The organism is Streptomyces sp. NPDC002564, from assembly GCF_042889645.1.
Taxonomy (GTDB): Bacteria; Actinomycetota; Actinomycetes; order Streptomycetales; family Streptomycetaceae; genus Streptomyces.
Genome location: NZ_JBIARE010000007.1, coordinates 403,356 through 424,829 on the forward strand (window position 1 = coordinate 403,356; position 21,474 = coordinate 424,829).

Below are 21,474 nucleotides of genomic sequence, written 5' to 3' on the forward strand. Positions count from 1 at the left end.
GGCCTCCGCCGATCGGAAAATTCCGGTGCGCCGTACCGCCCCGGAGCCGTAAGCTGTATGGGCCACCTTTACGCCTTACCGGAGCCGCTGCGTACCGAAGCCGCCCCGGCGCCCCAGCGGAGTCCACGTGCCCAGCCCTTACCGCGCCATCTTTGCCGCCCCCGGCACGAAGGCCTTCTCCAGCGCCGGATTCCTCGGCCGCATGCCGCTGTCGATGATGGGCATCGGCATCGTGACGATGGTGTCCCAGCTGACCGGGCGGTACGGCCTCGCGGGCGCCCTGTCGGCGACCGTCGCGCTGTCCGCGGCGGCGATCGGGCCGCAGATCTCCCGGCTCGTGGACCGGCACGGCCAGCGGCGCGTGCTGCGGCCCGCGACGCTGGTGTCCCTGGCGGCGGTCGCCGGGCTGCTGCTCTGCGCGAAGTTCGAGGCGCCGGACTGGACGCTGTTCCTCTTCGCCGCCCTGGTCGGCTGCGTGCCGAGCGTGGGTTCGATGATCAGGTCGCGCTGGGCGGTCCTGTACCGCGGCACCCCGCAGCTGCACACCGCGTACTCCTTCGAGTCCGTGGTGGACGAGGTGTGCTTCATCTTCGGGCCGATCATCTCGATCGGCCTGTCCACGGTGTGGTTCCCGGAGGCGGGGCCGCTGCTGGCCGGTGCCTTCCTCGCCGTGGGCGTCTTCTGGCTGACGGCGCAGCGGGCCACCGAGCCGGTGCCGCACTCCCGCGAGCACCACGCCAAGGGCTCCGCGCTGCGCTCCGGCGGCCTGCAGGTGCTCGTCGCCACCTTCGTGGCGACCGGTGCCATCTTCGGGTCGATCGACGTGGTCACCGTGGCGTACGCGGAGGACCAGGGCCACAAGTCCGCGGCCAGCCTGGTCCTCGCGGTCTACGCGCTCGGGTCCTGCCTGGCCGGGGCGGCCTTCGGACTGCTGCACTTCAAGGGGGCGCCCGCGCCGAGGTGGCTGCTGGGCGTCTGTGCGATGGCCGTGAGTATGATCCCGCTTCAATTGGTCGGGAACCTTCCGTTTCTGGCCGCGGCGTTGTTCGTAGCGGGCCTGTCCATCGCACCGACAATGATCACGACGATGGCCCTCGTCGAGCAGCACGTACCACGCGCGAAACTGACCGAGGGCATGACCTGGGTGAGCACCGGACTCGCGGTCGGCGTCGCGCTCGGCTCCTCCGCCGCCGGCTGGGTCATCGACGCCGCCGGGGCGGACGCCGGGTACAGCGTCCCGGGCGTCTCCGGGGCGGTCGCGGTCGCGGTCGGGTTCCTGGGGTATCGCCGGCTGAAGCGGCCGGTTCCACTACGGGGAGGGACCCATGAGTACGCGCACGGGCAGCGGGAAGAGCACACCGACGTGGCGTAACTGGGCGGGCAACGTCGCCGCGCGGCCGGTCCGCGAGGTCACCCCCGCATCGGTCGACGAACTGGCCGCCGCACTGCGCCGGGCCACCGAGGACGGCCTGACGGCGAAGCCCGTCGGCACCGGTCACTCCTTCACGGCGACCGCCGCGACGGACGGCGTCCTGATACGCCCCGACCTGCTGACCGGCATCCGCGACGTCGACCGCGCGGCCGGCACGGTCACGGTGGAGGCCGGCACCCCGCTGAAGCGGCTGAACGCGGCGCTCGCGCGGGAGGGCCTGTCCCTCACGAACATGGGCGACATCATGGAGCAGACGGTGTCCGGCGCCGTCAGCACCGGCACGCACGGCACGGGCCGCGACTCCGCCTCGATCGCCGCCCAGATCAGGGGACTCGAGCTGGTCACCGCGGACGGCACGGTCCTGACCTGCTCCGCCGAGGAGAACCCCGAGGTCTTCGCCGCCGCCCGCGTCGGCCTCGGCGCGCTCGGCGTGATCACCGCGATCACGTTCGCCGTGGAGCCGATCTTCTTCCTCACGGCCCGCGAGGAACCGATGACCTTCGACGCGGTCACCGGGGACTTCGACGCGCTCTTCGCCGAGAACGAGCACTTCGAGTTCTACTGGTTCCCGCACACCGGCAACTGCAACACCAAGCGCAACAACCGCAGCCCGGGCCCCGCGGCCCCGCCCGGCCGGGTGAGCGCCTTCGTCGAGGACGAGCTGCTCTCCAACGGCCTCTTCCAGGTGGTCAACTCCCTGGGCCGGGCCGTCCCCGCGGCCATCCCCGGCATCGCCAAGGTCTCCAGCAAGGCACTCTCCGCCCGGACGTACACGGACATCCCCTACAAGGTGTTCACCAGCCCGCGGCGGGTGCGCTTCATGGAGATGGAGTACGCGGTTCCGCGCGAGGCCCTCGTGGAGACGCTGCGCGAGCTGAAGGCGATGGTGGACCGCTCGCGGCTGCGGATCAGCTTCCCCGTGGAGGTGCGCACCGCCCCCGCCGACGACATCGCGCTCTCCACGGCCTCGGGCCGGGAGAGCGCCTACATCGCCGTCCACATGTACCGGGGCACGCCCTACCAGGCGTACTTCACGGCCGCCGAGCGGATCTTCACGGCGCACGAGGGGCGGCCGCACTGGGGCAAGGTGCACACGCGCGACGCGGCGTACTTCTCGAAGGTGTACCCGCGCTTCGGCGAGTTCACTGCCCTGCGCGACCGCCTGGACCCGGGCCGCCTCTTCGGCAACGACTACCTGCGGCGGGTCCTCGGCGCCTGACCGGGACCCACCGCGGGCGTCGTGCCGCGCGGCATCCCGTCCCCTAGGGGGCGTCTCGCCGATCTTCGTGGACAGGCCGCGGCGTCTGGTGCGGTGCATCGCCGTGCGGCCGGGCCGCCCTCGTACTGGTGGTACGAGGGCGGCCCGGCCGTGCGGCGAGGTGCCGTGCCAGACGCCGCGGACCCGCGAAGATCGGCGAGACGCCCCCTAGGGCTGGGGCGTCTCGCCCTGGCGGCCCTCGCCGCCGTTCCCGGTGCCCGTGCCGTTCGACGGCGTGGGCGTCGGGGTCGACGGGGTGGGCGTCGGGTCCGTCTTGGAACCGTCGTCCCCGGAGTCGTCGCCCGTGCCCTTGTCGGGGTCCGTGCCGGTGCCCTTGTCCGGGTCGTCCTTGGAACCCTGGCCGGTGCCGTCGCCCGTGCCGCCGCCCGGCGTCCGGCCGGTCCCGTCCGGGTCCTGCGTGGCGTTGTCGCCGCCGGTGCCGGAGCCGTCGCCGGTGCTCGGCGTGCCGTTGTCCGAGGGCTGGACGGACGGTTCCTCGGTGGGCGTGGTGGGCCGCTCGTCCCGGGAGGAGTTGCGCCCCGAGAATCCGTTGCTGATCGTCGTGCCCTTGCCGCCGCTGAGGTCCTTCCCGGAGATCAGCTCGTACGTGGTGATGCCGCCCATGGTGACGCCGAACACGACGGCTGCGGCGATCAACGGCCGCTTCCAGCTGCGGACCTGCGTGCGGTGCGTGGTGCCCGCGGTGAACTCCTGCGACGGGAGCGGCGGTTCGAGCGCCGTCGTGGGCGCCGCGTCCGCGCCGGTGGTGCGCAGCACGCGCGTGGCGTCGTCACGCGGCACCGATGGGGTGGCGTCCACCGCACCGAGGAGCTGGGTCCGCTCGTCCTCGGGGACGCCCGGGGACACGGAGGGCAGCATCGTGGTGGCGTCCGCGTCGTGCGGGGCGGGCGGCACCGTCGTGGGGTCCGTCCCGGCGGCCGGGAGGACCGTGGTGGGGTCCGCGTCCTGGGCCGTGGGCAGCAGGGCGGTCGGGTCGGCATCGGTGCCGGCGTCCGCCCGCAGCGGTCTCCCCCACGTCGTGGTCACCGGACCGGTGGGGCCCGCGGCCCCGGTGTACGCGGCGGTCCTGAACGTCTCGGGCACCGGCGTCGCGGCCGTCACGGGAACCTGCCGGGCCCTTGGCTTGGCCTGCACCGTGACGTCGCGTATCTGCTCGCCCGTACGCCTGAAGAAGTGCTGGAAGACGGTGCCGCCGCAGGTCGCGATCGCACTCACGACACCGGCGCCGAGGATCGTCCCGTACACGCCGAGGTTCGAGGCGAGCTTCGCCGCCACGACCGCGGCGATGGCGCTTCCCGCCACCTGCGGCACGCTCAGATCGAGGCGCCGCTTTTCCTCCGGCTCCTCCTGGTCCTTCGACTCCTTGCCGGAATCCGGCTTTTCACGCATCTCCGACCCTTGCCTGCCTTTCTCGACCGACTACACGAGACAGGGACGTATGGGCGAAGTGATTAGTTCCGTTTCTGCCTTTTCCGTGAAGTGCGCCACGCGCGCGTGGGAAAGACCCGGGCGGGGCGGCCGCCAACTCCCTTCCGGCGCGAGAAGTTCGGCGGCGCGGCGGTCCACCCGCGTGGCCCGAATGGAGTACTGTTGCGAGCCCTGGGTCCGGTCTCCCGCCAGGGTGCCCGGGGCCTTGCAGGACCGCCGGGTGGGGGGCTCGCTGCACAGGGTGACGAACCTCGTCACTTAGCGTTGTGAAATGGTAACCGTGCCATAACGGCGATCCAGGGCCCCTGCCCGACACGCCGGGCAACTCGGCAAGGTTGTGGCAGGCTGCACCCGGGCAGGCCACACTCGACTAGCGGAAGCAGCGACGCACGTGACGTCGGCAGGCACCACCCGGGAGGTCCCCATGCCCGAACTGCGTGTCGTGGCCGTCAGCAACGACGGCACACGGCTGGTGCTGAAGGCTGCGGACAGCACGGAGTACACGCTTCCGATCGACGAGCGGCTGCGTGCCGCCGTCCGCGGCGACCGGCCCCGACTCGGCCAGATCGAGATCGAGGTGGAGAGCCACCTCCGCCCGCGCGACATCCAGGCGCGGATACGTGCCGGTGCCAGCGCGGAAGAAGTGGCGCAGCTCGCCGGGATCCCCGTCGATCGCGTCCGCCGCTTCGAGGGCCCCGTGCTCGCCGAGCGCGCCTTCATGGCGGAGCGGGCGAGGAAGACCCCCGTGCGCCGTCCCGGCGAGAACACCGGACCCCAGCTCGGCGAGGCCGTGCAGGAGCGGCTGCTGCTGCGCGGGGCCGACAAGGACACCGTCCAGTGGGACTCCTGGCGCCGCGACGACGGCACCTGGGAGGTCCTGCTCGTCTACCGCGTCGCGACCGAGCCGCACTCCGCGAGCTGGACGTACGACCCGCCCCGGCGGCTCGTCCAGGCCGTGGACGACGAGGCCCGTTCGCTGATCGGCGAGACGGACGACATCGCCGCGCCCGAGCCCAGCTTCCCGTTCGTGCCGCGCATCGCCCGGCTCCCCCGGGACCGCCCCGCGGACCGGCCGCTGGACCGCGCCCTGGACCGTCAGCTGGACCGGCCGAGCATTCCGCCCGCCCCCGTCGATCCGCCGGAGGAGGGCACCGGTGCCGCCACCGCGGTCGCCGAGCAGGAGCGCGACTCGCTGACCAGCCTGCTGGAGGCGGTGCCCAGCTTCCGCGGCGACATGGTGGTGCCGGAGCGCCCCTCGGTCACGGCCGCCACGGAGCTGCCGCCCGCCGCGGCGGACGAGCCCGAGCAGGAGCCGGACGCCGAGGAGCCCCCGGCGGCGTCGGCCGGGGCCGGCGCGGCCTACGCGGACGTGCTCATGCCGCGCTCGGTGGCCAGCCACCGCGACCGGCTCGTCGGTTCCACGGACCGCCAGGCCGAGGCCGACGGCGTGCGCCCCGGGCGCCGCGCCGCGGTGCCCAGCTGGGACGAGATCGTCTTCGGCACGCGCCGCAAGAAGCAGGAGTAGCGGAGCACTCCCGCGGGCGGACCGCCGCCCACGGGAGCCGCTGCGGAGAGGGCCCACGCCGAGTCGGCGTGGGCCCTCTTGCAGTCGGCGAGCGAGCGCTACTGCGGGTCCGCGCCCGTCGCCACGGGACGCGAGGAGTCGGCCGACCACTCCGACCACGAGCCGACGTAGAGCGACGCCGGAATTCCCGCCACGGCGAGCGCGAGCACCTCGTGGGCGCCCGAGACGCCCGAACCGCAGTACACGCCGACCTCCGCGGTGTCCGCCGCGCCCAGCGCCTTGAAGCGGTGCGCCAGCTCCTCGGCGGGCTTGAAGCGGCCGTCCGCCGCGACGTTCTCCGTGGTCGGCGCCGACACCGCGCCGGGGATGTGACCGGCCACGCTGTCGATGGGCTCGACCTCGCCGCGGTAGCGCTCGGCCGCGCGGGCGTCCAGGAGCAGGCCGGAGCGGGCCAGGGCCGCGGCCGAGTCCGCGTCCAGGAGGTCCTTGCTGTTCGGGGCGGGCTCGAAGGTGCCCTCGGCCGGGGCCGTGCCCGGGCCCTGCTCCAGGGGGCCGGTCCACAGGCCGATACCGCCGTCCAGGACCCGGACGGAGGTATGACCCGTCCAGCGGAGCATCCACCACAGACGTGCCGCCGCCCAGTTCTGGCCACCGTCGTAGACGACCACGGCCCGCTCCGCGCCGACTCCCGCGGTCCGCATCACGGCACCGAAGCGGGCCAGGTCGGGAAGCGGATGCCGGCCCTTGGCACCGGCGGGACCCGCCAGGTCGGCATCCAGGTCGACGAAGACGGCCGACGGGATGTGCCCCTCCTCGTACGCCGTGCGCAGGGAGCCTTCGTGGTGCCAGCGGACGTCGAGCAGGACGGGCGGATTCTCGCCCGCCAGCTCGCTCGCGAGTTCGGATGCGGAGATGATGGCATTCATGGCCCCATCCTTGCGCACGGGGTGGTCGCGCCGCCAAGGTCCGGCTACCCTGCTCCGCCGGACGACGCCCGGACACGGGGCGTATGGAACCATGCACGCCCTGTACGGCGAACCGCCTCGACCCGGTCACCGGACGTTCACGGATGGGACACCGGAAATCGGGCATCTACCGCGGGAAGCCGGACAGCGCGGCGCGGTCGGGGGGCGCCGCGCGACGGGCGGTGCGAGCATCTGCACGGGCGCGATGCCGCGCGGCGATGGCACGCGCATTCGAGACATTTGAGAATGGAAGCTGAACGGCCGGCACGAAGGCCGAGGAGAGGGTGACGATGACCGAGGCGCGGGCGAATGGGGTCTCCCCTGGACAGGGCTCTTCGGAGTCCCTGGGCACGGTGCGGCCTGACGGCCCGGGAACCGGCCGGCACACGCCCGGCACGCCCTGCTGGGTGAGCCTGATGGTGCACGACCTGACCGCGACCCAGGAGTTCTACGCGGCGCTCTTCGGCTGGGAGTTCCGGCCGGGGCCCGAACAGCTCGGGCCGTACGTGCGGGCGCTGCTCGACGGCCACGAGGTGGCGGGCATCGGCCGGCTGCCCGACGACCGGCACCTGCCGGTCGCCTGGACGCCGTATCTGGCGTCGGACGACGCGGGCGAGACGGCGGACGCGGTGCGGCACTGCGGCGGCACGGTCGGTGTGGGCCCGCTCGACGCGGGCGAGGCCGGACGGCTCGCGATCGCCTCCGACCCGTCGGGCGCCGTGTTCGGCATCTGGCAGGCCGCGGGCCACCTGGGCACCGCGGTGGTCGGCAGGCCCGGCACGCCCGCGTGGAACGAGCTGGTGACCCGGGAGACCGCCGGCGTCGTGAAGTTCTACCAGACGGTTTTCGGCTGCATCGACGAGCCGGTGGTCTCCGCCGACTTCGACTACGTGACGCTGCACGTGGGCGGTCGCCCGGTGGCGGCCGTGCACGGCGTGGGCCAGGCGCTCCCCCGCGACCGGGGGCCGCACTGGATGACGTACTTCGAGGTCGCGGACGTGGACGAGACGGTCAACCGGGTCATCGAACTCGGCGGCCATGTCGTCAAGCCGACCTGGGACGACCCGCAGGGCCGGATGGCGACGGTCGCGGACCTGGAGGGCGCGGTCTTCACCGTCGTGCACTCGCGCACCGACGCCTGAGCCCGCTCACGCACCGGCCACCGCGTCAGGCGCGGGCGCCCGCGTCGACCGGCAGGACGTCCGGGGACAGCGCGCCCGCGCGGGCGGTCGCCGCCGTCGCCCTGCGCCGGTGGTGGCGGCGGCACAGCACCTCGTAGCCCACCTCGTCCGCCGGCTGGTTGACGTCGCCGACGACGACTTGGGCGCCCTCGACGACCATCTCGCCGCCTATGGTGCGGGCGTTGTGCGTGGCGCGGGCCCCGCACCAGCACAGCGCCTCGACCTGCAGCACCTCGACGCGGTCGGCGAGCTCGACCAGGCGCTGCGAGCCGGGGAAGAGCTTGGAACGGAAGTCCGTGGTGATGCCGAAGGCGAAGACGTCCAGGCCGAGGTCGTCGACGACCCGGGCGAGCTGGTCGATCTGCTCCGGCGCGAGGAACTGGGCCTCGTCCGCGATCACGTAGTCCGCGCGGCCGCCCCGCGAAAGGTGGTCGACGAGATGCGCGTAGAAGTCGAAGTCGTCCGCGGCCTCGGTCGCGTCGGTGACGAGGCCGAGCCGGGAGGAGAGCTTGCCCTCGCCCGCGCGGTCGTCCCGCGTGAAGATCATCCCCTGCAGTCCGCGGGCGGAACGGTTGTGCTCGATCTGCAGAGCCAGCGTGCTCTTTCCGCAGTCCATCGTTCCGGAGAAGAACACCAGCTCGGACATGGGGGGTTGAAGACCTTTCGGGGACGGGCCGGGAGTGGGCGGGGCGGGGACGGTCAGGAGCGTACTTCGAGCAGGGGGACGAGCTGTTCGACGGGGGTCATGGAGCCGTGCATGCCGACGAGCGCGGACTCCTTGGGCTCGCGCTCCGTGGCCACGATCGCCACGTCGTCGTGGGCGGCCGCGACGACGTCGCCGATGCGCTCGTACACACGTTGATCAACGTGTGGACCGAACCAGCCCGCGGCGATGGCCTCGTCGCGTCCGGCGACCCAGAACTGCTCGCCGAGCACCTCGCGCCACACCGTCAGGACGTCGTCGACGGCGCCGGGCACCGCGTAGACGTGCCGGGCGCGGCCCTCGCCGCCGAGCAGGGCGACGCCCGCGCGCAGCTCCCAGTCCTCGTCGAAGTCGATCCGGGACGCCTCGTCGAAGGGGATGTCGAGCATGCCGTGGTCCGCGGTGACGTACAGGGCGCTGCGCGGCGGGAGCTGTTCGGCCAGGCGCTGGGCGAGCCGGTCGACGTACATGAGCTGGCCGCGCCAGGCGTCGGAGTCGACGCCGAAGCGGTGCCCCTTGCCGTCCACTTCCGCGTAGTACGTGTAGACCAGCGAGCGGTCACCGGCGGCCAGTTGTTGCGCGGCGAGGTCCATGCGGTCCTCGCCGGAGAGCCTGCCCCGGAAGGAACCGCCGCTGAGCGCGACCTTGGTGAGCGGGGTGTGCTCGAAGTGCGGGGCCGAGACCTGCGCGGTGTGCACGCCCGCGTCGTGGGCCCGCTGGAAGACGGTGGGGTGCGGCTGCCAGGCGTACGGATCGGTCCAGGGGTTCCAGCGGAGCTGGTTCATCAGCTCGTCGGTGGCGGGGTTGCGGACCGTGTAGCCGGGCAGGCCGTGGTCGCCGGGGGGCAGGCCCGTGCCGACGGAGGCGAGCGAGGTCGCCGTCGTGGCGGGGAAGCCCGCGGTGACGGGGCGGCCGGTGCCGCCCCGCGAGCTCTGCAGCAGCGAGGTCAGGAAGGGGGCCTCGGCCGGATGGGCCCTGAGCTGCTCCCAGCCGAGCCCGTCGATCAGGAAGACGCAGTTCCGGTCGGCCGGGGCGAGTTCGGGGATGACCGGCGCGAAGCCGTCGACGCCCTGGTGGGCGACCAGCGTGGGCAGCAGGTCGGCGAGCGATCCCGCGCCGTACGCGGGCACGGGCGCGGTGTCGAGGGCGAGGGGTACTACGTCGTCCCAGGAAGGCAGGGCCATCAGCGGGCGGTGGCCGCGGTCGCCTCGGACAGCGCCTGGGCGAAGGCGAGGGTCTGCCGCACGGTGTCGGGGCCGTCGCCCGCCTCGCTCACGCGCAGGCTGAGGTCGTCGGCGGTCGAGCTGCCCGTGTACCCGTGGTCCGCCTCGCAGTTGGGGTCGCCGCAGGCCGCGGGCTCCAGGTCGATGCGGGACACGGCGCCCCAGCCGATGGTCAGGACGACCTCGCGGGGCGGCGTCCCGGGCACGTACTTCTCGGGGTTGGCGACGACGCGGCTGACCACGACGGAGGAGATGCGGCCGATCTTGACCGACTCGGTGGAGGTCGTCGCGTACGGCGTCGGGGAGGTGCTGTCCGCCGCCTGCTCGTCGGTGTGGCTGACGATGAAGCGCGTGCCGGTCAGGACGAGGACGGTGACGTGCCGGCGCACTTCGTTGGCGTCGAACGTCGTCTCCTGGTGGACCAGGTAGGACCCGATGGCCTCGCCGCCGATCGCGGCCTCCACCGCCTCGGCCACGAGGGCCGGGTAGTAGCCGCTGCGCTCGATCGCCGCGCGCAGCCCCTGGGTCGTCGTACCGGTCTTTGCCATGCCGTCCATCCTACGGCCCGGTGCGGGGCGCACGGTGCCCCGCGGGCGCCTCGGGTCGCGGACGGTGCCCCCGGGTCCCCCTCGGCCCCCTCAGTACCCCGGAAGGGTGCGCGGGCCGAGGTCGTCGCGGGCGGGCGGGGGCGCGAGCCGGACGGAGGCGCCGAGCACGGAGAGGCCGTGCGGGGCGACGACCACCGGCTCCAGGGTGACGGCCACGACCTCGGGGTGGTCGTCGACGAGCCGGGAGACCCGTTGGAGCAGCTCCTCCAAGGCCGGGGTGTCGACCGGCGCGGAGCCCCGCCAGCCGAACAGGAGCGGCGCCGTCCGGATGGACCGCACCAGGGAGCCCGCGTCCCGGTCGGTGACAGGGATGAGGCGGTGGGCGGTGTCGCCGAGCAGTTCGGACGGGGCGCCCGCGAGCCCGAACGAGAGCACCGCCCCGGCCGCCGGGTCGATGACCGCGCGGACGACGGTGTCGACGCCGCGCGGGACCATGCCCTGGACGACGGGCCGCAGCTCGGCGGGCTTGCCGAAGGCGTCGGTCAGCTCCTGGTAGGCCCGGCGCAGTTGCTCCTCGTCCGCGAGGTCGAGGCGCACCCCGCCGAGGTCGGCGCGGTGGCGCAGGTGCGGGGCCGTGGTCTTGAGGGCCACGGGGTAGCCGAGGGTGCGCGCGGCCCGCACGGCCGCGTCGGGGTCGGGCGCGGGCAGGGCCTCGCGCACCCGGATGCCGTAGCGCCCGAGGAGTTCGTGGGCGTCGGCGGGGGCCAGGGTGGTGCCCCGTGCGTCGGCGTCCTTGGCGAGCAGGTCGTCGATGCGCCCGGCGGCGCCGTGCTCGTCGATGTCGTCGTACTCGTGGACACGTCCCGGTTCGGCCGCCTCGCGCCGCCACTGGGCGTACTTGACGGCTTCGGCGAGGGCGCGGACGGCCCGCTCGGCGGCGGGGTAGGCGGGGATCCGGTACGGCCCGGCGGCGGGCTCGTCCGGGGCGTCGGCGGGCGCGTCGGCGGACCCCGCGGGCGCTGCGGCTTCCGCCTGCTCCGCGGCAGCTGTCGCCCGGGCGGGGTCACCCGTGCCGCCGGCCGGGGGTGCGGGGGCGTCCGGGCGGGTGCTCGCGGCGGCGGAGAGGGCCTCGGCGAGGCCGCCGAGCTCCACGTGGACGACGGCGACGGGCTTGGCGGGGCAGCCCGCGGCGGCGGCCCGCAGCTCCGTGGCGAGCGTCTCGGGATCGGTGGTGGCGCCGTCCTCCCCCACCCAGGGGATCGCGTTGACGATCACCGCGTCGCATCCGTCGTCCGACAGCGCGTCGGCGAGCGCGGCCCGGAAGTCGGCGGGGACCGCGCCGGTCGTCAGGTCGCGCGGGGGCAGCGGGCGCAGGCCGTCGGCGACGCACGCGTCGTACGTGAGCAGGCCGAGGGACTCGGAGTTTCCGAGGATGCCGACCCGGGGCCCGGCGGGCAGCGGCTGGCCCGCGAGCAGCAGCCCCGCGTCGACCATCTCCGTGACGGTGTCGACGCGGATGACACCCGCCTGGCGCAGCAGGGCCGAGACCGTGGCGTGCGGCAGCCGGGTCGCCTGCACGGCGTGGCCGGTCGGCGCGATGCCGCTGTGCCGGGCGCCCTGGACCACCACGAGGGGCTTGACGGTCGCCGAACGCCGGGCGAGGCGGGTGAACTTGCGGGGGTTGCCGATGGTCTCCAGGTACATCAGCGTGACGTCGGTGTCCGGGTCCTCGAACCAGTACTGGAGCAGGTCGTTGCCCGACACGTCCGCGCGGTTGCCGGAGCCGACGAAGGTGGACAGACCGGCGCCGCGCCGGTGCAGACCGGAGAGCAGGGCGATGCCGATCGCGCCGGACTGGGTGAACAGGCCGATGCGCCCGCGCGCGGGCGACTGCGGGGCGAGCGACGCGTTGAGCCGGACGTCCTCGGCGGTGTTGATCACGCCGAAGGCGTTGGGTCCGATGATGCGCATGCCGTACGAGCGGGCCTGGCGGACCAGTTCACGCTGGCGCTCGCGGCCCTCGGCGCCGCTCTCCCCGTACCCGGCGGAGAGCACCACGAGACCGCGCACCCCGCGCTCGCCGCACTCGGCGACGACCTGGGGCACCCGGTCGGCGGGCACCGCGACCACCGCGAGGTCGACCGGCTCGCCGATGGCCGCGACGGAGCGGTGCGCGGGCACTCCGGCGACCTCGGTGCCGTCGTCGAACGCGCTGTTCACCGCGTACAGGCGGCCGGTGAAGCCGGACTCCCGGAGGTTGGCGAGCACGCTGTGGCCGACGCCTCCGGAGGCGCGCCCCACGCCGATCACCGCGACCGAGCCGGGCGTCAGGAGGCGCTGCACGGACCGCCCCTCGGCGCGCTGTTCGCGGGCGCGCTGCACGGCGAGCGAGCGGTCGGTGGGCTCCAGGTCGAACTCCAGGCGGACGACGCCGTCCTCGAAGCTGCGCTTCTGCTGGTAGCCCGCGTCCGTGAACACCTTGATCATCTTGCTGTTGGCGGGCAGCACCTCGGCGGCGAAGCGGCGGATGCCGCGCTCCCTGGCGACGGCCGCGATGTGCTCCAGGAGGGTGGAGGCCACTCCCCTGCCCTGGTGGGCGTCCTGCACGAGGAAGGCGACCTCGGCCTCGTCGGCGGGGGCGCTGGCGGCCATGCCGCGCTCGTCGATGCGGTCGTAGCGCACGGTGGCGATGAATTCGCCGCCCACCGTGACCGCGAGGCCCACCCGGTCGACCTGGTCGTGGTGGGTGAAGCGGTGCACGTCCTTGGCGGACAGCCGGGGGTAGGGCGCGAAGAAGCGGTAGTACTTCGACTCGTCCGAGACCTGCTCGTAGAAGCTGACCAGGCGGTCCGCGTCCTCGGCCGTGATGGGCCTGATCCGGGCGGTCCCCCCGTCGCGCAGCACCACGTCGGCTTCCCAGTGAGCGGGGTAGTCGTGCCGATCCTGCTGATCCGACGGGGTCTGCATGGGGCCAGGGTACGGGTCGCGCGCCCGCGGGGACCGGGGCAGGCTAGGGGGTGCCTCCGCGGTCCCCGTGGATCACGGAGGCCGAGACACCCCCTGGGACAGGTCGAAAGACGCCCGGGAGCAGGACGTATGTCCGACAGAGCACCCGTGACGGCATGAGACACTGGTCTAGACAAGTGTGAGACACCTGGAAGGGCAGCAACACATGGCTGAGCGCCGCGTCAACGTCGGCTGGGCCGAGGGCCTTCACGCCCGACCCGCCTCCATCTTCGTCCGTGCGGCCACGGCCGCCGGCGTCCCCGTGACGATCGCCAAGGCCGACGGCAACCCGGTCAACGCCGCCTCGATGCTGGCGGTCCTCGGCCTGGGCGCCCAGGGCGGCGAGGAGATCGTGCTCGCCTCCGACGCCGAGGGCGCGGACGCCGCTCTCGACCGGCTGGCGAAGCTCGTCTCGGAGGGGCTCGAGGAGCTGCCGGAGACGGTCTAGGACACGTTCCTTCTGGGACACGTTCACAAAGCAGTGCCTCGATGGGGTCGTCCGGAATTCCGGACGACCCCATCGACGTTTGTGCGCGCACATTCCACGCCCGATCGACGGGCCATTCGACGGGAATGGGCGCACGCCGGAGAAACGCACCCATAAAGCACGCCGAAGAGGCCCGGGGCGAATTGCTTCTCTTTGTATACGGCGTCGTCGTTAATTCCGGAGACCCACCGTGTTGACGGCATGTTGCGGATCCCTCACACGGCCGCCCCCGCGCGCGGGCCGCGGCCGGTGGGCGGCCGCCGTCCGCGCGGCGTGCGCGGCGGTGAGCGTCCTGGCGCGGTCCGCGTCCCCGCGGGTCACCGCGTCGACGATCGCGGCGTGCTCGGACCAGGTCTCGGCCGGCGCCGCCGGGGGCTCCACCTCGTACATCCAGGCGACCTTGTGCCGGAGCTGGGTGAGCAGCGCGCTGAGGCCGGGGCTGCCGGACGCCTGGGTGAGCGTCTCGTGGAACCAGCCGTCCAGGGGGCGCAGATCCTCCCCACGGCCGTTCCTGGAGCGCTCCTGGCCGAGCCTGACCAGGCCGCGCAGGACCTTGAGGTGCGCGTCCGTGCGGCGCTGCGCGGCCCGGGCGGCGGCGAGCGGCTCCAGCAGCGTCCTGACCTCCAGGAGGTCGGCGGCCTCCTGCTCGGTCGGCTCGGCCACGCACGCGCCCGCGTGTCTGCGGGTGACGACGAACCCTTCGGCCTCCAGGGTGCGCAGGGCCTCGCGGACGGGGACGCGCGAGACCCCGTAGCGCCGCGCGAGGAGTTCCTCGGTGAGCCGGCCGCCTCTTTCGTAGACGCCCGCGACAATGTCGTCCCGGATGGCCGTGCATACCGAGTGCGCGGGAATGCGCATGACCGGACCTCCGCCTTAATCCCCGCGAAACGCGGTCGACCGACACTCGTTCCGCGACTCTATTGCAGAGCGCGGGAATTTCCGACGGCGGACCGGAATCCATGGATATCTTTTGGCCAAGAACGGCGGCACGGCGAAAGCCCCGGTTCGCCGGGAACCGGGGCTTTCGGTGAGGTGCTGCGGGGTCCGCGTCGGGTCAGACGCCGACGCCGTGCGAGCGCAGGTAGGAGACCGGGTCGATGTCCGAGCCGTACTGCTCGCCGGTGCGGGCCTCGAAGTGGAGGTGCGGGCCGCTGGAGTTGCCGGTGGAGCCCGACAGGCCTATCTGCTGGCCCGGGGTGACCGCCTGGCCGACGCTGACGCTCAGGGACGACATGTGGCCGTACTGGGTGTACGTGCCGTCGTTCATCTTGATGACCACGTTGTTGCCGTAGGCACCGCCCCAGCCGGCCTCGACGACGGTGCCGGAGCCGACGGCGTGGACCGTCGTGCCGGACGCGGCGTGGAAGTCGATGCCGGTGTGGCTGCCGGAGGACCACATGCCGCCGCCGGTCTGGTAGCCCGTGGAGACGTACGAGCCGGAGATCGGGGCGACGTAGCTGTTGAGGCGCTTGCGCTCGGCCTCGCGGGCGGCGCGCTCCTTGGCCTCGCGCTCCTTCTTGGCCTTCGCCTTGGCCTCGGCCTCGGCCTTGCGCTTCTCCTCGGCCGCCTTCTTCTTGGCGGCCTCTTCGGCCTTCTTGGCCGCGGCGGCGTCGTCGGCGGCCTGGCGCTGCGCGGCGGCCTGCGCGTCGATGCTCTCGGCGAGCGAGTCGCCGACGGAGATCGCCTGGGTGAGGCCGGTGTGCTCGAGGGGCGCGTCGTCGGCGGCGGCGAGCGCCGGGGCGGCCAGGCCTCCGATGACACCGGTGGTGGTGAGCGCTGCGACGCCCGCGACATTCGCGGTGGTACGCGTGATGCGGCTGGGACGACGGTGCTTCCCGGTGGCACGGGTGAACGCCATGTGGCGGGTGTTCCTTTCCTTCCCTCTCGCCTACCGGGTTAGCTGACGGGTTCGGAGCAGGAAGGTCTCCTACGGATCCCTCGCCTCGCGGCAAGGTGTCCGATTCACCCCAGGGGACATGTGGGTCCCCGGCTCCCCTGGCTCGCGCCGTACGGGGACTCGGCGATGACTGTCCGGTGCCGCGGCTGCGGCGTACTGCGTGACGAACAGCCGGACCGACGCTAAACGGGGCGTCTTTCAATCGACAAACAGAACGCGACTTTTGTAGCGCACGCCACACCGCAACAGGCACAACAGGCAACGTCCGTACGAATTCGGACATATGAGGACCCCGGCCACCTAAGCGGTCACCGGGGTCCTGATATGTCCTGACTGTGCCTCAGCCCTTCGTGCGCTCCGGGCCGTGCGGGGCTCAGCCCGTGACCACACTCACGTCGCCGATGCCGAGCGCCCTGACGGGCTCCTCGATCCGCGCGGCGTCGCCGACCAGGATCGTCACCAGACGGTCCTCCGGGAAGGCGTTCACGACGGCCGCGGTGGCCTCCACGGTGCCGGTGGCGGCGAGCTGGCGGTACAGCTGCGCCTGGAAGTCGTCCGGCAGGTTCTGCTCGACCTGGTCGGCGAGGGTGGCCGCCACGGAGGCCGCCATCTCGTACTTGAGGGGGGCCACGCCCACCAGGTTCTGCACGGCGACGTCGCGCTCGGCGTCGGTGAGGCCGTCGGCCGCGAGGGTGCGCAGCACCTTCCACAGGTCGTCGAGCGCCGGGCCGGTGGACTCGGTGTCCACGGAGCCGCTGATGGCGAGCATCGCGGCGCCCGTCCCGTCCGGCGCCGAGCGCAGCACCTGGCTGAACGCCCGTACTCCGTAGGTGTATCCCTTCTCCTCCCGCAGGACGCGGTCCAGACGGGACGTGAGGGTGCCGCCCAGGCAGTACGTGCCGAGGACCTGGGCCGGCCACACGCGGTCGTGCCGGTCGGCGCCCACGCGGCCGATGAGCAGCTGCGTCTGGACCGCTCCCGGGCGGTCCACGATGACGATGCGGCCGCGGTCGTCGGCGGTCACCTGGGGCACCGGGCGCGGCTCGCCCGCGGGGCCGGTCCAGGCTCCGACGGTGTCCGCGAGGACGGCGTCCAGGTCGGTGCCGGTCAGGTCGCCGACCACGACGAGGGTGGCCGTGGCGGGCCGGACGTACTTCTCGTAGAAGGCGCGCACGGCCGCCGAGTCGATGGCCGTGACCGTCTCCTCGGTGCCCTGGCGCGGACGCGACATGCGCGAGGTCGCCGGGAACAGCTGCCGGGAGAGCTCCTTGGCGGCGCGGCGCGCCGGGTTGGCGGCCTCGTGCGGGATCTCGTCCAGGCGGTTGCGCACGAGCCGCTCGATCTCGCTGTCCGCGAAGGCGGGGGCGCGCAGGGCGTCGGCGAGCAGGCCGAGCGCCTTGGCGAGCCGGGAGACCGGGACCTCCAGGGAGACCCGTACGCCCGGGTGGTCGGCGTGCGCGTCGAGCGTGGCGCCGCAGCGGTCGAGCTCGGCGGCGAACTCCTCGGCGGAGTGCTTGTCCGTGCCCTCGTTGAAGGCCCGCGCCATGATGGTGGCGACGCCGTCGAGGCCCTCCGGCTCGGCGTCCAGGGGCGCTTCGAGGTGGATCTCGACGGCGACGACCTGCTGGCCGGGGCGGTCGCAGCGCAGCACGGTGAGGCCGTTGGGCAGGGTGCCGCGCCCGGGCGCCGGGAACGCCCAGGGCTTGGCCGTACCGGCCTCGGGCATGGGGTGGAACTGCATCGTCGCGGCCTCGGTCACTTCGCCGCCTCCTCTTCCTCTGCGTCCGCCGCGTCCTCGTCGGCGGCGGTCACGGGTTCGTACACGAGCACCGCGCGGTTGTCCGGGCGCAGGCGCGCCCCGGCGACCTCCTGGACCTCCTGGGCGGTGATGTCGAGGACGCGCTGGACCGCGGTGAGGGCGAGCTGCGGGTCGCCGAACAGGACGGCGTAACGGCACAGTTCGTCGGCGCGGCCCGCGACCGTGCCGAGCCGGTCGAGCCACTCGCGCTCCAGCTGTGCCTGGGCGCGCTCCATCTCCTCCGGAGTGGGGCCCTCCGCGGCGAAGCGGGCCAGCTCCTCGTCGACCGCGGCCTCGATGACCGGGACCTCGACGTCGCCGGACGTCTTGACGTCGAGCCAGCCGAGCGAGGGTGCCCCGGCGAGGCGCAGCAGCCCGAATCCGGCGGCGACCGCGGTGCGGTCCCGGCGCACGAGGCGGTTGTAGAGCCGGGAGGACTCGCCGCTGCCGAGGACGGTCAGCGCCAGGTCGGCCGCGTCGCACGCGCGCGTGCCGTCCTCAGGGAGGCGGTAGGCGGCCATCAGGGCGCGCGCGGGGACCTCCTCCTCGACGACCTCGCGCAGCTCCTCGCCGATGCGCTCGGGCAGGGAGCCGTCGCGCGGGGGCTGCTTGCCGTCGTGCCCGGGGATCGACCCGAAGTACTTCTCGACCCAGGCGAGCGTCTGCTCCGGGTCGATGTCGCCGACGACCGAGAGGACGGCGTTGTTGGGCGCGTAGTAGGTGCGGAAGAACGCGCGCGCGTCCTCCAGGGTGGCCGCATCCAGGTCGGCCATGGAGCCGATCGGCGTGTGGTGGTACGGGTGGCCCTCGGGGTACGAGAGGGCGGTCAGCCGCTCGAACGCCGTGCCGTAGGGGACGTTGTCGTAGCGCTGGCGGCGCTCGTTCTTGACGACGTCGCGCTGGTTCTCCATGGACTCGTCGTCGAGCGCGGAGAGCAGCGAGCCCATCCGGTCGGCCTCGAGCCACAGGGCCAGCTCCAACTGGTGGGCGGGCATCGTCTCGAAGTAGTTGGTGCGCTCGAAGCTCGTCGTGCCGTTGAGCGAGCCGCCGGCGCCCTGGACCAGCTCGAAGTGGCCGTTGCCGTGCACCTGCTTCGAGCCCTGGAACATGAGGTGCTCGAAGAGGTGCGCGAGGCCGGTTCGCCCCTTGACCTCGTGGCGGGAGCCGACGTCGTACCAGAGGCAGACCGCGGCGACCGGGGTCAGGTGGTCCTCGGAGAGCACCACGCGCAGGCCGTTGGCCAGCCGGTGCTCGGTCGCTGTCAGGCCGCCGGAGCCGGCCTCGGCCGCGGCCGTGTGACCCATGGGCATGTACGTCCCTTCGATCGCAGGATCATCGCTGGAGCAGAACACTCGATCAGCGCCATCGCTGTCGGTCCTGCCACTGTATGCAAGCGTGCGGACACCTGACGAAGTTCCCGGTCCGCCCTCGGCGTAGTCGGGTGTGACGACGCCACGACACGGGTCGTGGTCGGCGTTGTCAGTGGGACAGTCCACAATGGTCGGCGTCAGATCCCGCACTTGTTGGTGAAGGAGCCGCAGCAGCGATGGCCCGCCGCAGCACGAAGACCCCGCCGCCCGACGACTCGTACGAGGAGAAGATCCTCGACATCGACGTCGTCGACGAGATGCAGGGCTCCTTCCTCGAGTACGCGTATTCGGTCATCTACTCCCGCGCCCTGCCGGACGCCCGCGACGGCATGAAGCCCGTCCACCGCCGGATCGTCTACCAGATGAACGAGATGGGCCTGCGCCCCGACCGCGGCTATGTGAAGTGTGCCCGCGTCGTCGGCGAGGTCATGGGCAAGTTGCACCCGCACGGCGACGCGTCGATCTACGACGCGCTGGTGCGGATGGCCCAGCCCTTCTCGATGCGCCTGCCCCTGGTCGACGGCCACGGCAACTTCGGCTCGCTCGGCAACGACGACCCGCCGGCCGCCATGCGCTACACCGAGTGCAAGATGGCCGACGCCACCTCGCTGATGACGGAGTCGATCGACGAGAACACCGTCGACTTCGAGCCGAACTACGACGGCCAGGAGACGGAGCCGACCGCTCTCCCCGCCGCCTACCCGAACCTCCTGGTCAACGGCGCGTCGGGCATCGCGGTCGGCATGGCGACGAACATGCCCCCGCACAACCTCGGCGAGGTCATCGCCGCCGCCCGCCACCTCATCAAGCACCCGGGGGCCGACCTCGAGACGCTGATGAAGTACGTGCCGGGCCCCGACCTGCCCACGGGCGGCCGGATCGTCGGTCTGAACGGCATCAAGGACGCCTACGAATCCGGCCGCGGCACCTTCAAGACCCGCGCGACAGTCTCCGTGGAGAACGTGACGGCGCGCCGCAAGGGCCTGGTCGTCACCGAACTGCCCTTCACCGTCGGTCCCGAGAAGGTCATCTCCAAGATCAAGGACCTGGTCGGCTCCAAGAAGCTGCAGGGCATCGCGGACGTCAAGGACCTCACCGACCGCGCGCACGGCCTGCGCCTGGTCATCGAGATCAAGAACGGCTTCGTCCCCGAGGCGGTCCTGGAGCAGCTCTACAAGCTGACGCCGATGGAGGAGTCCTTCGGCATCAACAACGTCGCCCTGGTCGACGGCCAGCCCCTCACCCTCGGCCTCAAGGAGCTCCTCGAGGTCTATCTGGACCACCGGTTCAACGTGGTGCGCCGCCGCAGCGAGTTCCGCCGCGGCAAGAAGCGCGACCGCCTGCACCTGGTCGAGGGCCTCCTCGTCGCCCTCCTGGACATCGACGAGGTCATCCGCCTCATCCGCTCCAGCGAGAACTCCGCGCAGGCCAAGGAGCGCCTGATCGAGCGCTTCTCGCTGAGCGACATCCAGACGCAGTACATCCTGGACACGCCGCTGCGCCGGCTCACCAAGTTCGACCGCATCGAGCTGGAGTCCGAGCGCGACCGGCTCAACGGCGAGATCGACGAGCTGACCGGCATCCTGGAGTCCGACGCGGAGCTGCGCAAGCTGGTCTCCACGGAACTGGCCGCCGTCGCCAAGAAGTTCGGCACCGACCGGCGCACGGTGCTCCTGGAGTCCTCCGGCACCCCGGCCGCCACGGTCTCGCTGCAGGTGGCGGACGACCCGTGCCGGGTGCTCCTGTCCTCGACGGGCCTGCTGGCCCGCACGGCGAACGGCGAGCCCTTCGCGGACGGCGACACCAAGCGCGTCAAGCACGACGCGATCGTCTCGGCGGTCCCGGCGACGGCCCGCGGCGAGGTGGGCGCGGTCACCTCGGAGGGCCGGCTGCTGCGCCTCTCCGTGGTGGACCTCCCCCAGCTGCCGGAGACGATGGGCGCGCCCAACCTCTCCGGAGGGGCACCCGTCTCGGAGCTGCTCTCCCTGGAGAAGGACGAGAAGCTGATCTGCCTGATGACGCTCGACGAGTCCTCGCCGGGCCTCGCGCTGGGCACCGCGCAGGGCGTCGTCAAGCGGGTGGTCCCCGACTATCCCTCCCACAAGGAGGAGTTGGAGGTCATCACCCTCAAGGACGGTGACCGGATCGTCGGCGCGGCCGAGCTGCGCACCGGCGAGGAGGACCTGGTCTTCATCACGGACGACGCCCAGTTGCTGCGCTACCAGGCCGCGCAGGTCCGCCCCCAGGGGCGCCCGGCGGGCGGCATGGCGGGCATCAAGCTCGCCGACGGCGCGAAGGTCATCTCCTTCGCCGCGGTGGACCCGGCGGTCGACGCGGTCGTCTTCACGGTGGCGGGCTCGCGCGGCACGCTCGACGACTCGGTGCAGACGACGGCGAAGCTCACGCCGTTCGACCAGTACCCCCGCAAGGGGCGTGCCACCGGTGGGGTGCGCGTCCAGCGGTTCCTGAAGGGCGAGGACTGCCTGAGCTTCGCGTGGACGGGCCCGACCCCGCCGTACGCGGCCCAGCGCAACGGCGCCCCGGCCGAGCTGCCGGAGATCGACCCGCGCCGGGACGGCTCGGGCGTGTCCCTGGCCAAGCCGGTGGCGGCGGTGGCGGGCCCGGTGTAACG

Annotated in this window: 16 protein-coding genes and 1 riboswitch; of the genes, 6 read left to right on the forward strand and 10 right to left on the reverse strand. The window is 72.8% G+C overall.

Going from position 1 to position 21,474, the window contains the following annotated elements:
• Positions 1-127: 127 nt before the first annotated feature.
• Together ACFYXE_RS25935 and ACFYXE_RS25940 are read left to right on the forward strand one after the other, a co-directional pair.
• Entirely contained in the window at positions 128-1,372 is a 1,245-nt protein-coding gene (locus ACFYXE_RS25935; protein WP_389316082.1) for an MFS transporter, read from the forward strand.
• A complete protein-coding gene (locus ACFYXE_RS25940) occupies positions 1,326-2,651 on the forward strand; it encodes a D-arabinono-1,4-lactone oxidase (RefSeq protein ID WP_389316084.1) in 1,326 nt (441 codons plus the stop codon). Before ACFYXE_RS25935 ends, ACFYXE_RS25940 begins: the two co-directional genes overlap by 47 nt.
• A gap of 207 nt (positions 2,652-2,858) precedes the next feature.
• Here ACFYXE_RS25940 and ACFYXE_RS25945 read toward each other — a convergent pair whose 3' ends face one another.
• Positions 2,859-4,100, reverse strand: coding sequence for a hypothetical protein (locus ACFYXE_RS25945; protein ID WP_389316087.1), 1,242 nt, complete (start codon positions 4,098-4,100; stop codon positions 2,859-2,861).
• A 463-nt stretch (positions 4,101-4,563) separates the two neighbouring features.
• On the opposite strand from ACFYXE_RS25945, the gene sepH reads away from it, so the two are divergent.
• On the forward strand, positions 4,564-5,664 hold the full coding sequence (sepH, locus tag ACFYXE_RS25950; RefSeq protein ID WP_389316089.1) for a septation protein SepH: 1,101 nt from the start codon (positions 4,564-4,566) through the stop codon (positions 5,662-5,664).
• Positions 5,665-5,762: 98 nt separating this feature from the next.
• On the opposite strand, the gene ACFYXE_RS25955 is transcribed toward sepH, so the two are convergent.
• Positions 5,763-6,590, reverse strand: coding sequence for a sulfurtransferase (locus ACFYXE_RS25955; protein ID WP_389316091.1), 828 nt, complete (start codon positions 6,588-6,590; stop codon positions 5,763-5,765).
• 455 nt (positions 6,591-7,045) lie between these two features.
• Here ACFYXE_RS25955 and ACFYXE_RS25960 point away from each other — a divergent pair, with 455 nt between their 5' ends.
• Positions 7,046-7,771 carry a VOC family protein gene (locus ACFYXE_RS25960; protein ID WP_389316093.1) on the forward strand — a complete coding sequence of 242 codons (726 nt, stop codon included), beginning with the start codon at positions 7,046-7,048 and terminating at the stop codon, positions 7,769-7,771.
• A gap of 25 nt (positions 7,772-7,796) precedes the next feature.
• Here the strand turns inward: ACFYXE_RS25960 and ACFYXE_RS25965 are convergent, their stop codons facing one another.
• From ACFYXE_RS25965 to ACFYXE_RS25980, 4 genes are all read right to left on the reverse strand, one after another.
• On the reverse strand, positions 7,797-8,456 hold the full coding sequence (locus ACFYXE_RS25965; protein ID WP_361164361.1) for a thymidine kinase: 660 nt from the start codon (positions 8,454-8,456) through the stop codon (positions 7,797-7,799).
• 53 nt (positions 8,457-8,509) lie between these two features.
• Positions 8,510-9,697: an alkaline phosphatase family protein gene (locus tag ACFYXE_RS25970; protein ID WP_389316096.1), complete on the reverse strand. Its 1,188-nt coding sequence runs from the start codon at positions 9,695-9,697 to the stop codon at positions 8,510-8,512.
• A complete protein-coding gene (locus ACFYXE_RS25975) occupies positions 9,697-10,284 on the reverse strand; it encodes a DUF5998 family protein (RefSeq protein WP_361164355.1) in 588 nt (195 codons plus the stop codon). Before ACFYXE_RS25975 ends, ACFYXE_RS25970 begins: the two co-directional genes overlap by 1 nt.
• A 90-nt stretch (positions 10,285-10,374) precedes the next feature.
• On the reverse strand, positions 10,375-13,251 hold the full coding sequence (locus ACFYXE_RS25980; protein WP_389316098.1) for a GNAT family N-acetyltransferase: 2,877 nt from the start codon (positions 13,249-13,251) through the stop codon (positions 10,375-10,377).
• A gap of 205 nt (positions 13,252-13,456) precedes the next feature.
• Here ACFYXE_RS25980 and ACFYXE_RS25985 point away from each other — a divergent pair, with 205 nt between their 5' ends.
• The gene (locus ACFYXE_RS25985; RefSeq protein ID WP_003993478.1) at positions 13,457-13,738 is read left to right on the forward strand and encodes an HPr family phosphocarrier protein; all 282 of its coding nucleotides are present in this window, start codon (positions 13,457-13,459) and stop codon (positions 13,736-13,738) included.
• 210 nt (positions 13,739-13,948) lie between these two features.
• Here the strand turns inward: ACFYXE_RS25985 and ACFYXE_RS25990 are convergent, their stop codons facing one another.
• From ACFYXE_RS25990 to ACFYXE_RS26005, 4 genes are all read right to left on the reverse strand, one after another.
• Positions 13,949-14,635 carry a GntR family transcriptional regulator gene (locus ACFYXE_RS25990; protein WP_389316101.1) on the reverse strand — a complete coding sequence of 229 codons (687 nt, stop codon included), beginning with the start codon at positions 14,633-14,635 and terminating at the stop codon, positions 13,949-13,951.
• Positions 14,636-14,831: 196 nt separating this feature from the next.
• Positions 14,832-15,635, reverse strand: coding sequence for a M23 family metallopeptidase (locus tag ACFYXE_RS25995; protein ID WP_361164345.1), 804 nt, complete (start codon positions 15,633-15,635; stop codon positions 14,832-14,834).
• Between the two features lie 12 nt (positions 15,636-15,647).
• Positions 15,648-15,810, reverse strand: a riboswitch (cyclic di-AMP (ydaO/yuaA leader).
• A gap of 237 nt (positions 15,811-16,047) precedes the next feature.
• The gene (locus ACFYXE_RS26000) at positions 16,048-17,433 is read right to left on the reverse strand and encodes a M16 family metallopeptidase (RefSeq protein WP_389316104.1); all 1,386 of its coding nucleotides are present in this window, start codon (positions 17,431-17,433) and stop codon (positions 16,048-16,050) included.
• Positions 17,430-18,782: a M16 family metallopeptidase gene (locus tag ACFYXE_RS26005; protein ID WP_389316106.1), complete on the reverse strand. Its 1,353-nt coding sequence runs from the start codon at positions 18,780-18,782 to the stop codon at positions 17,430-17,432. The genes ACFYXE_RS26000 and ACFYXE_RS26005 overlap by 4 nt, the downstream gene beginning before the upstream one ends.
• Before the next feature lie 236 nt (positions 18,783-19,018).
• On the opposite strand from ACFYXE_RS26005, the gene ACFYXE_RS26010 reads away from it, so the two are divergent.
• A complete protein-coding gene (locus ACFYXE_RS26010) occupies positions 19,019-21,472 on the forward strand; it encodes a DNA topoisomerase (ATP-hydrolyzing) subunit A (RefSeq protein ID WP_389316108.1) in 2,454 nt (817 codons plus the stop codon).
• Positions 21,473-21,474 lie beyond the last annotated feature (2 nt).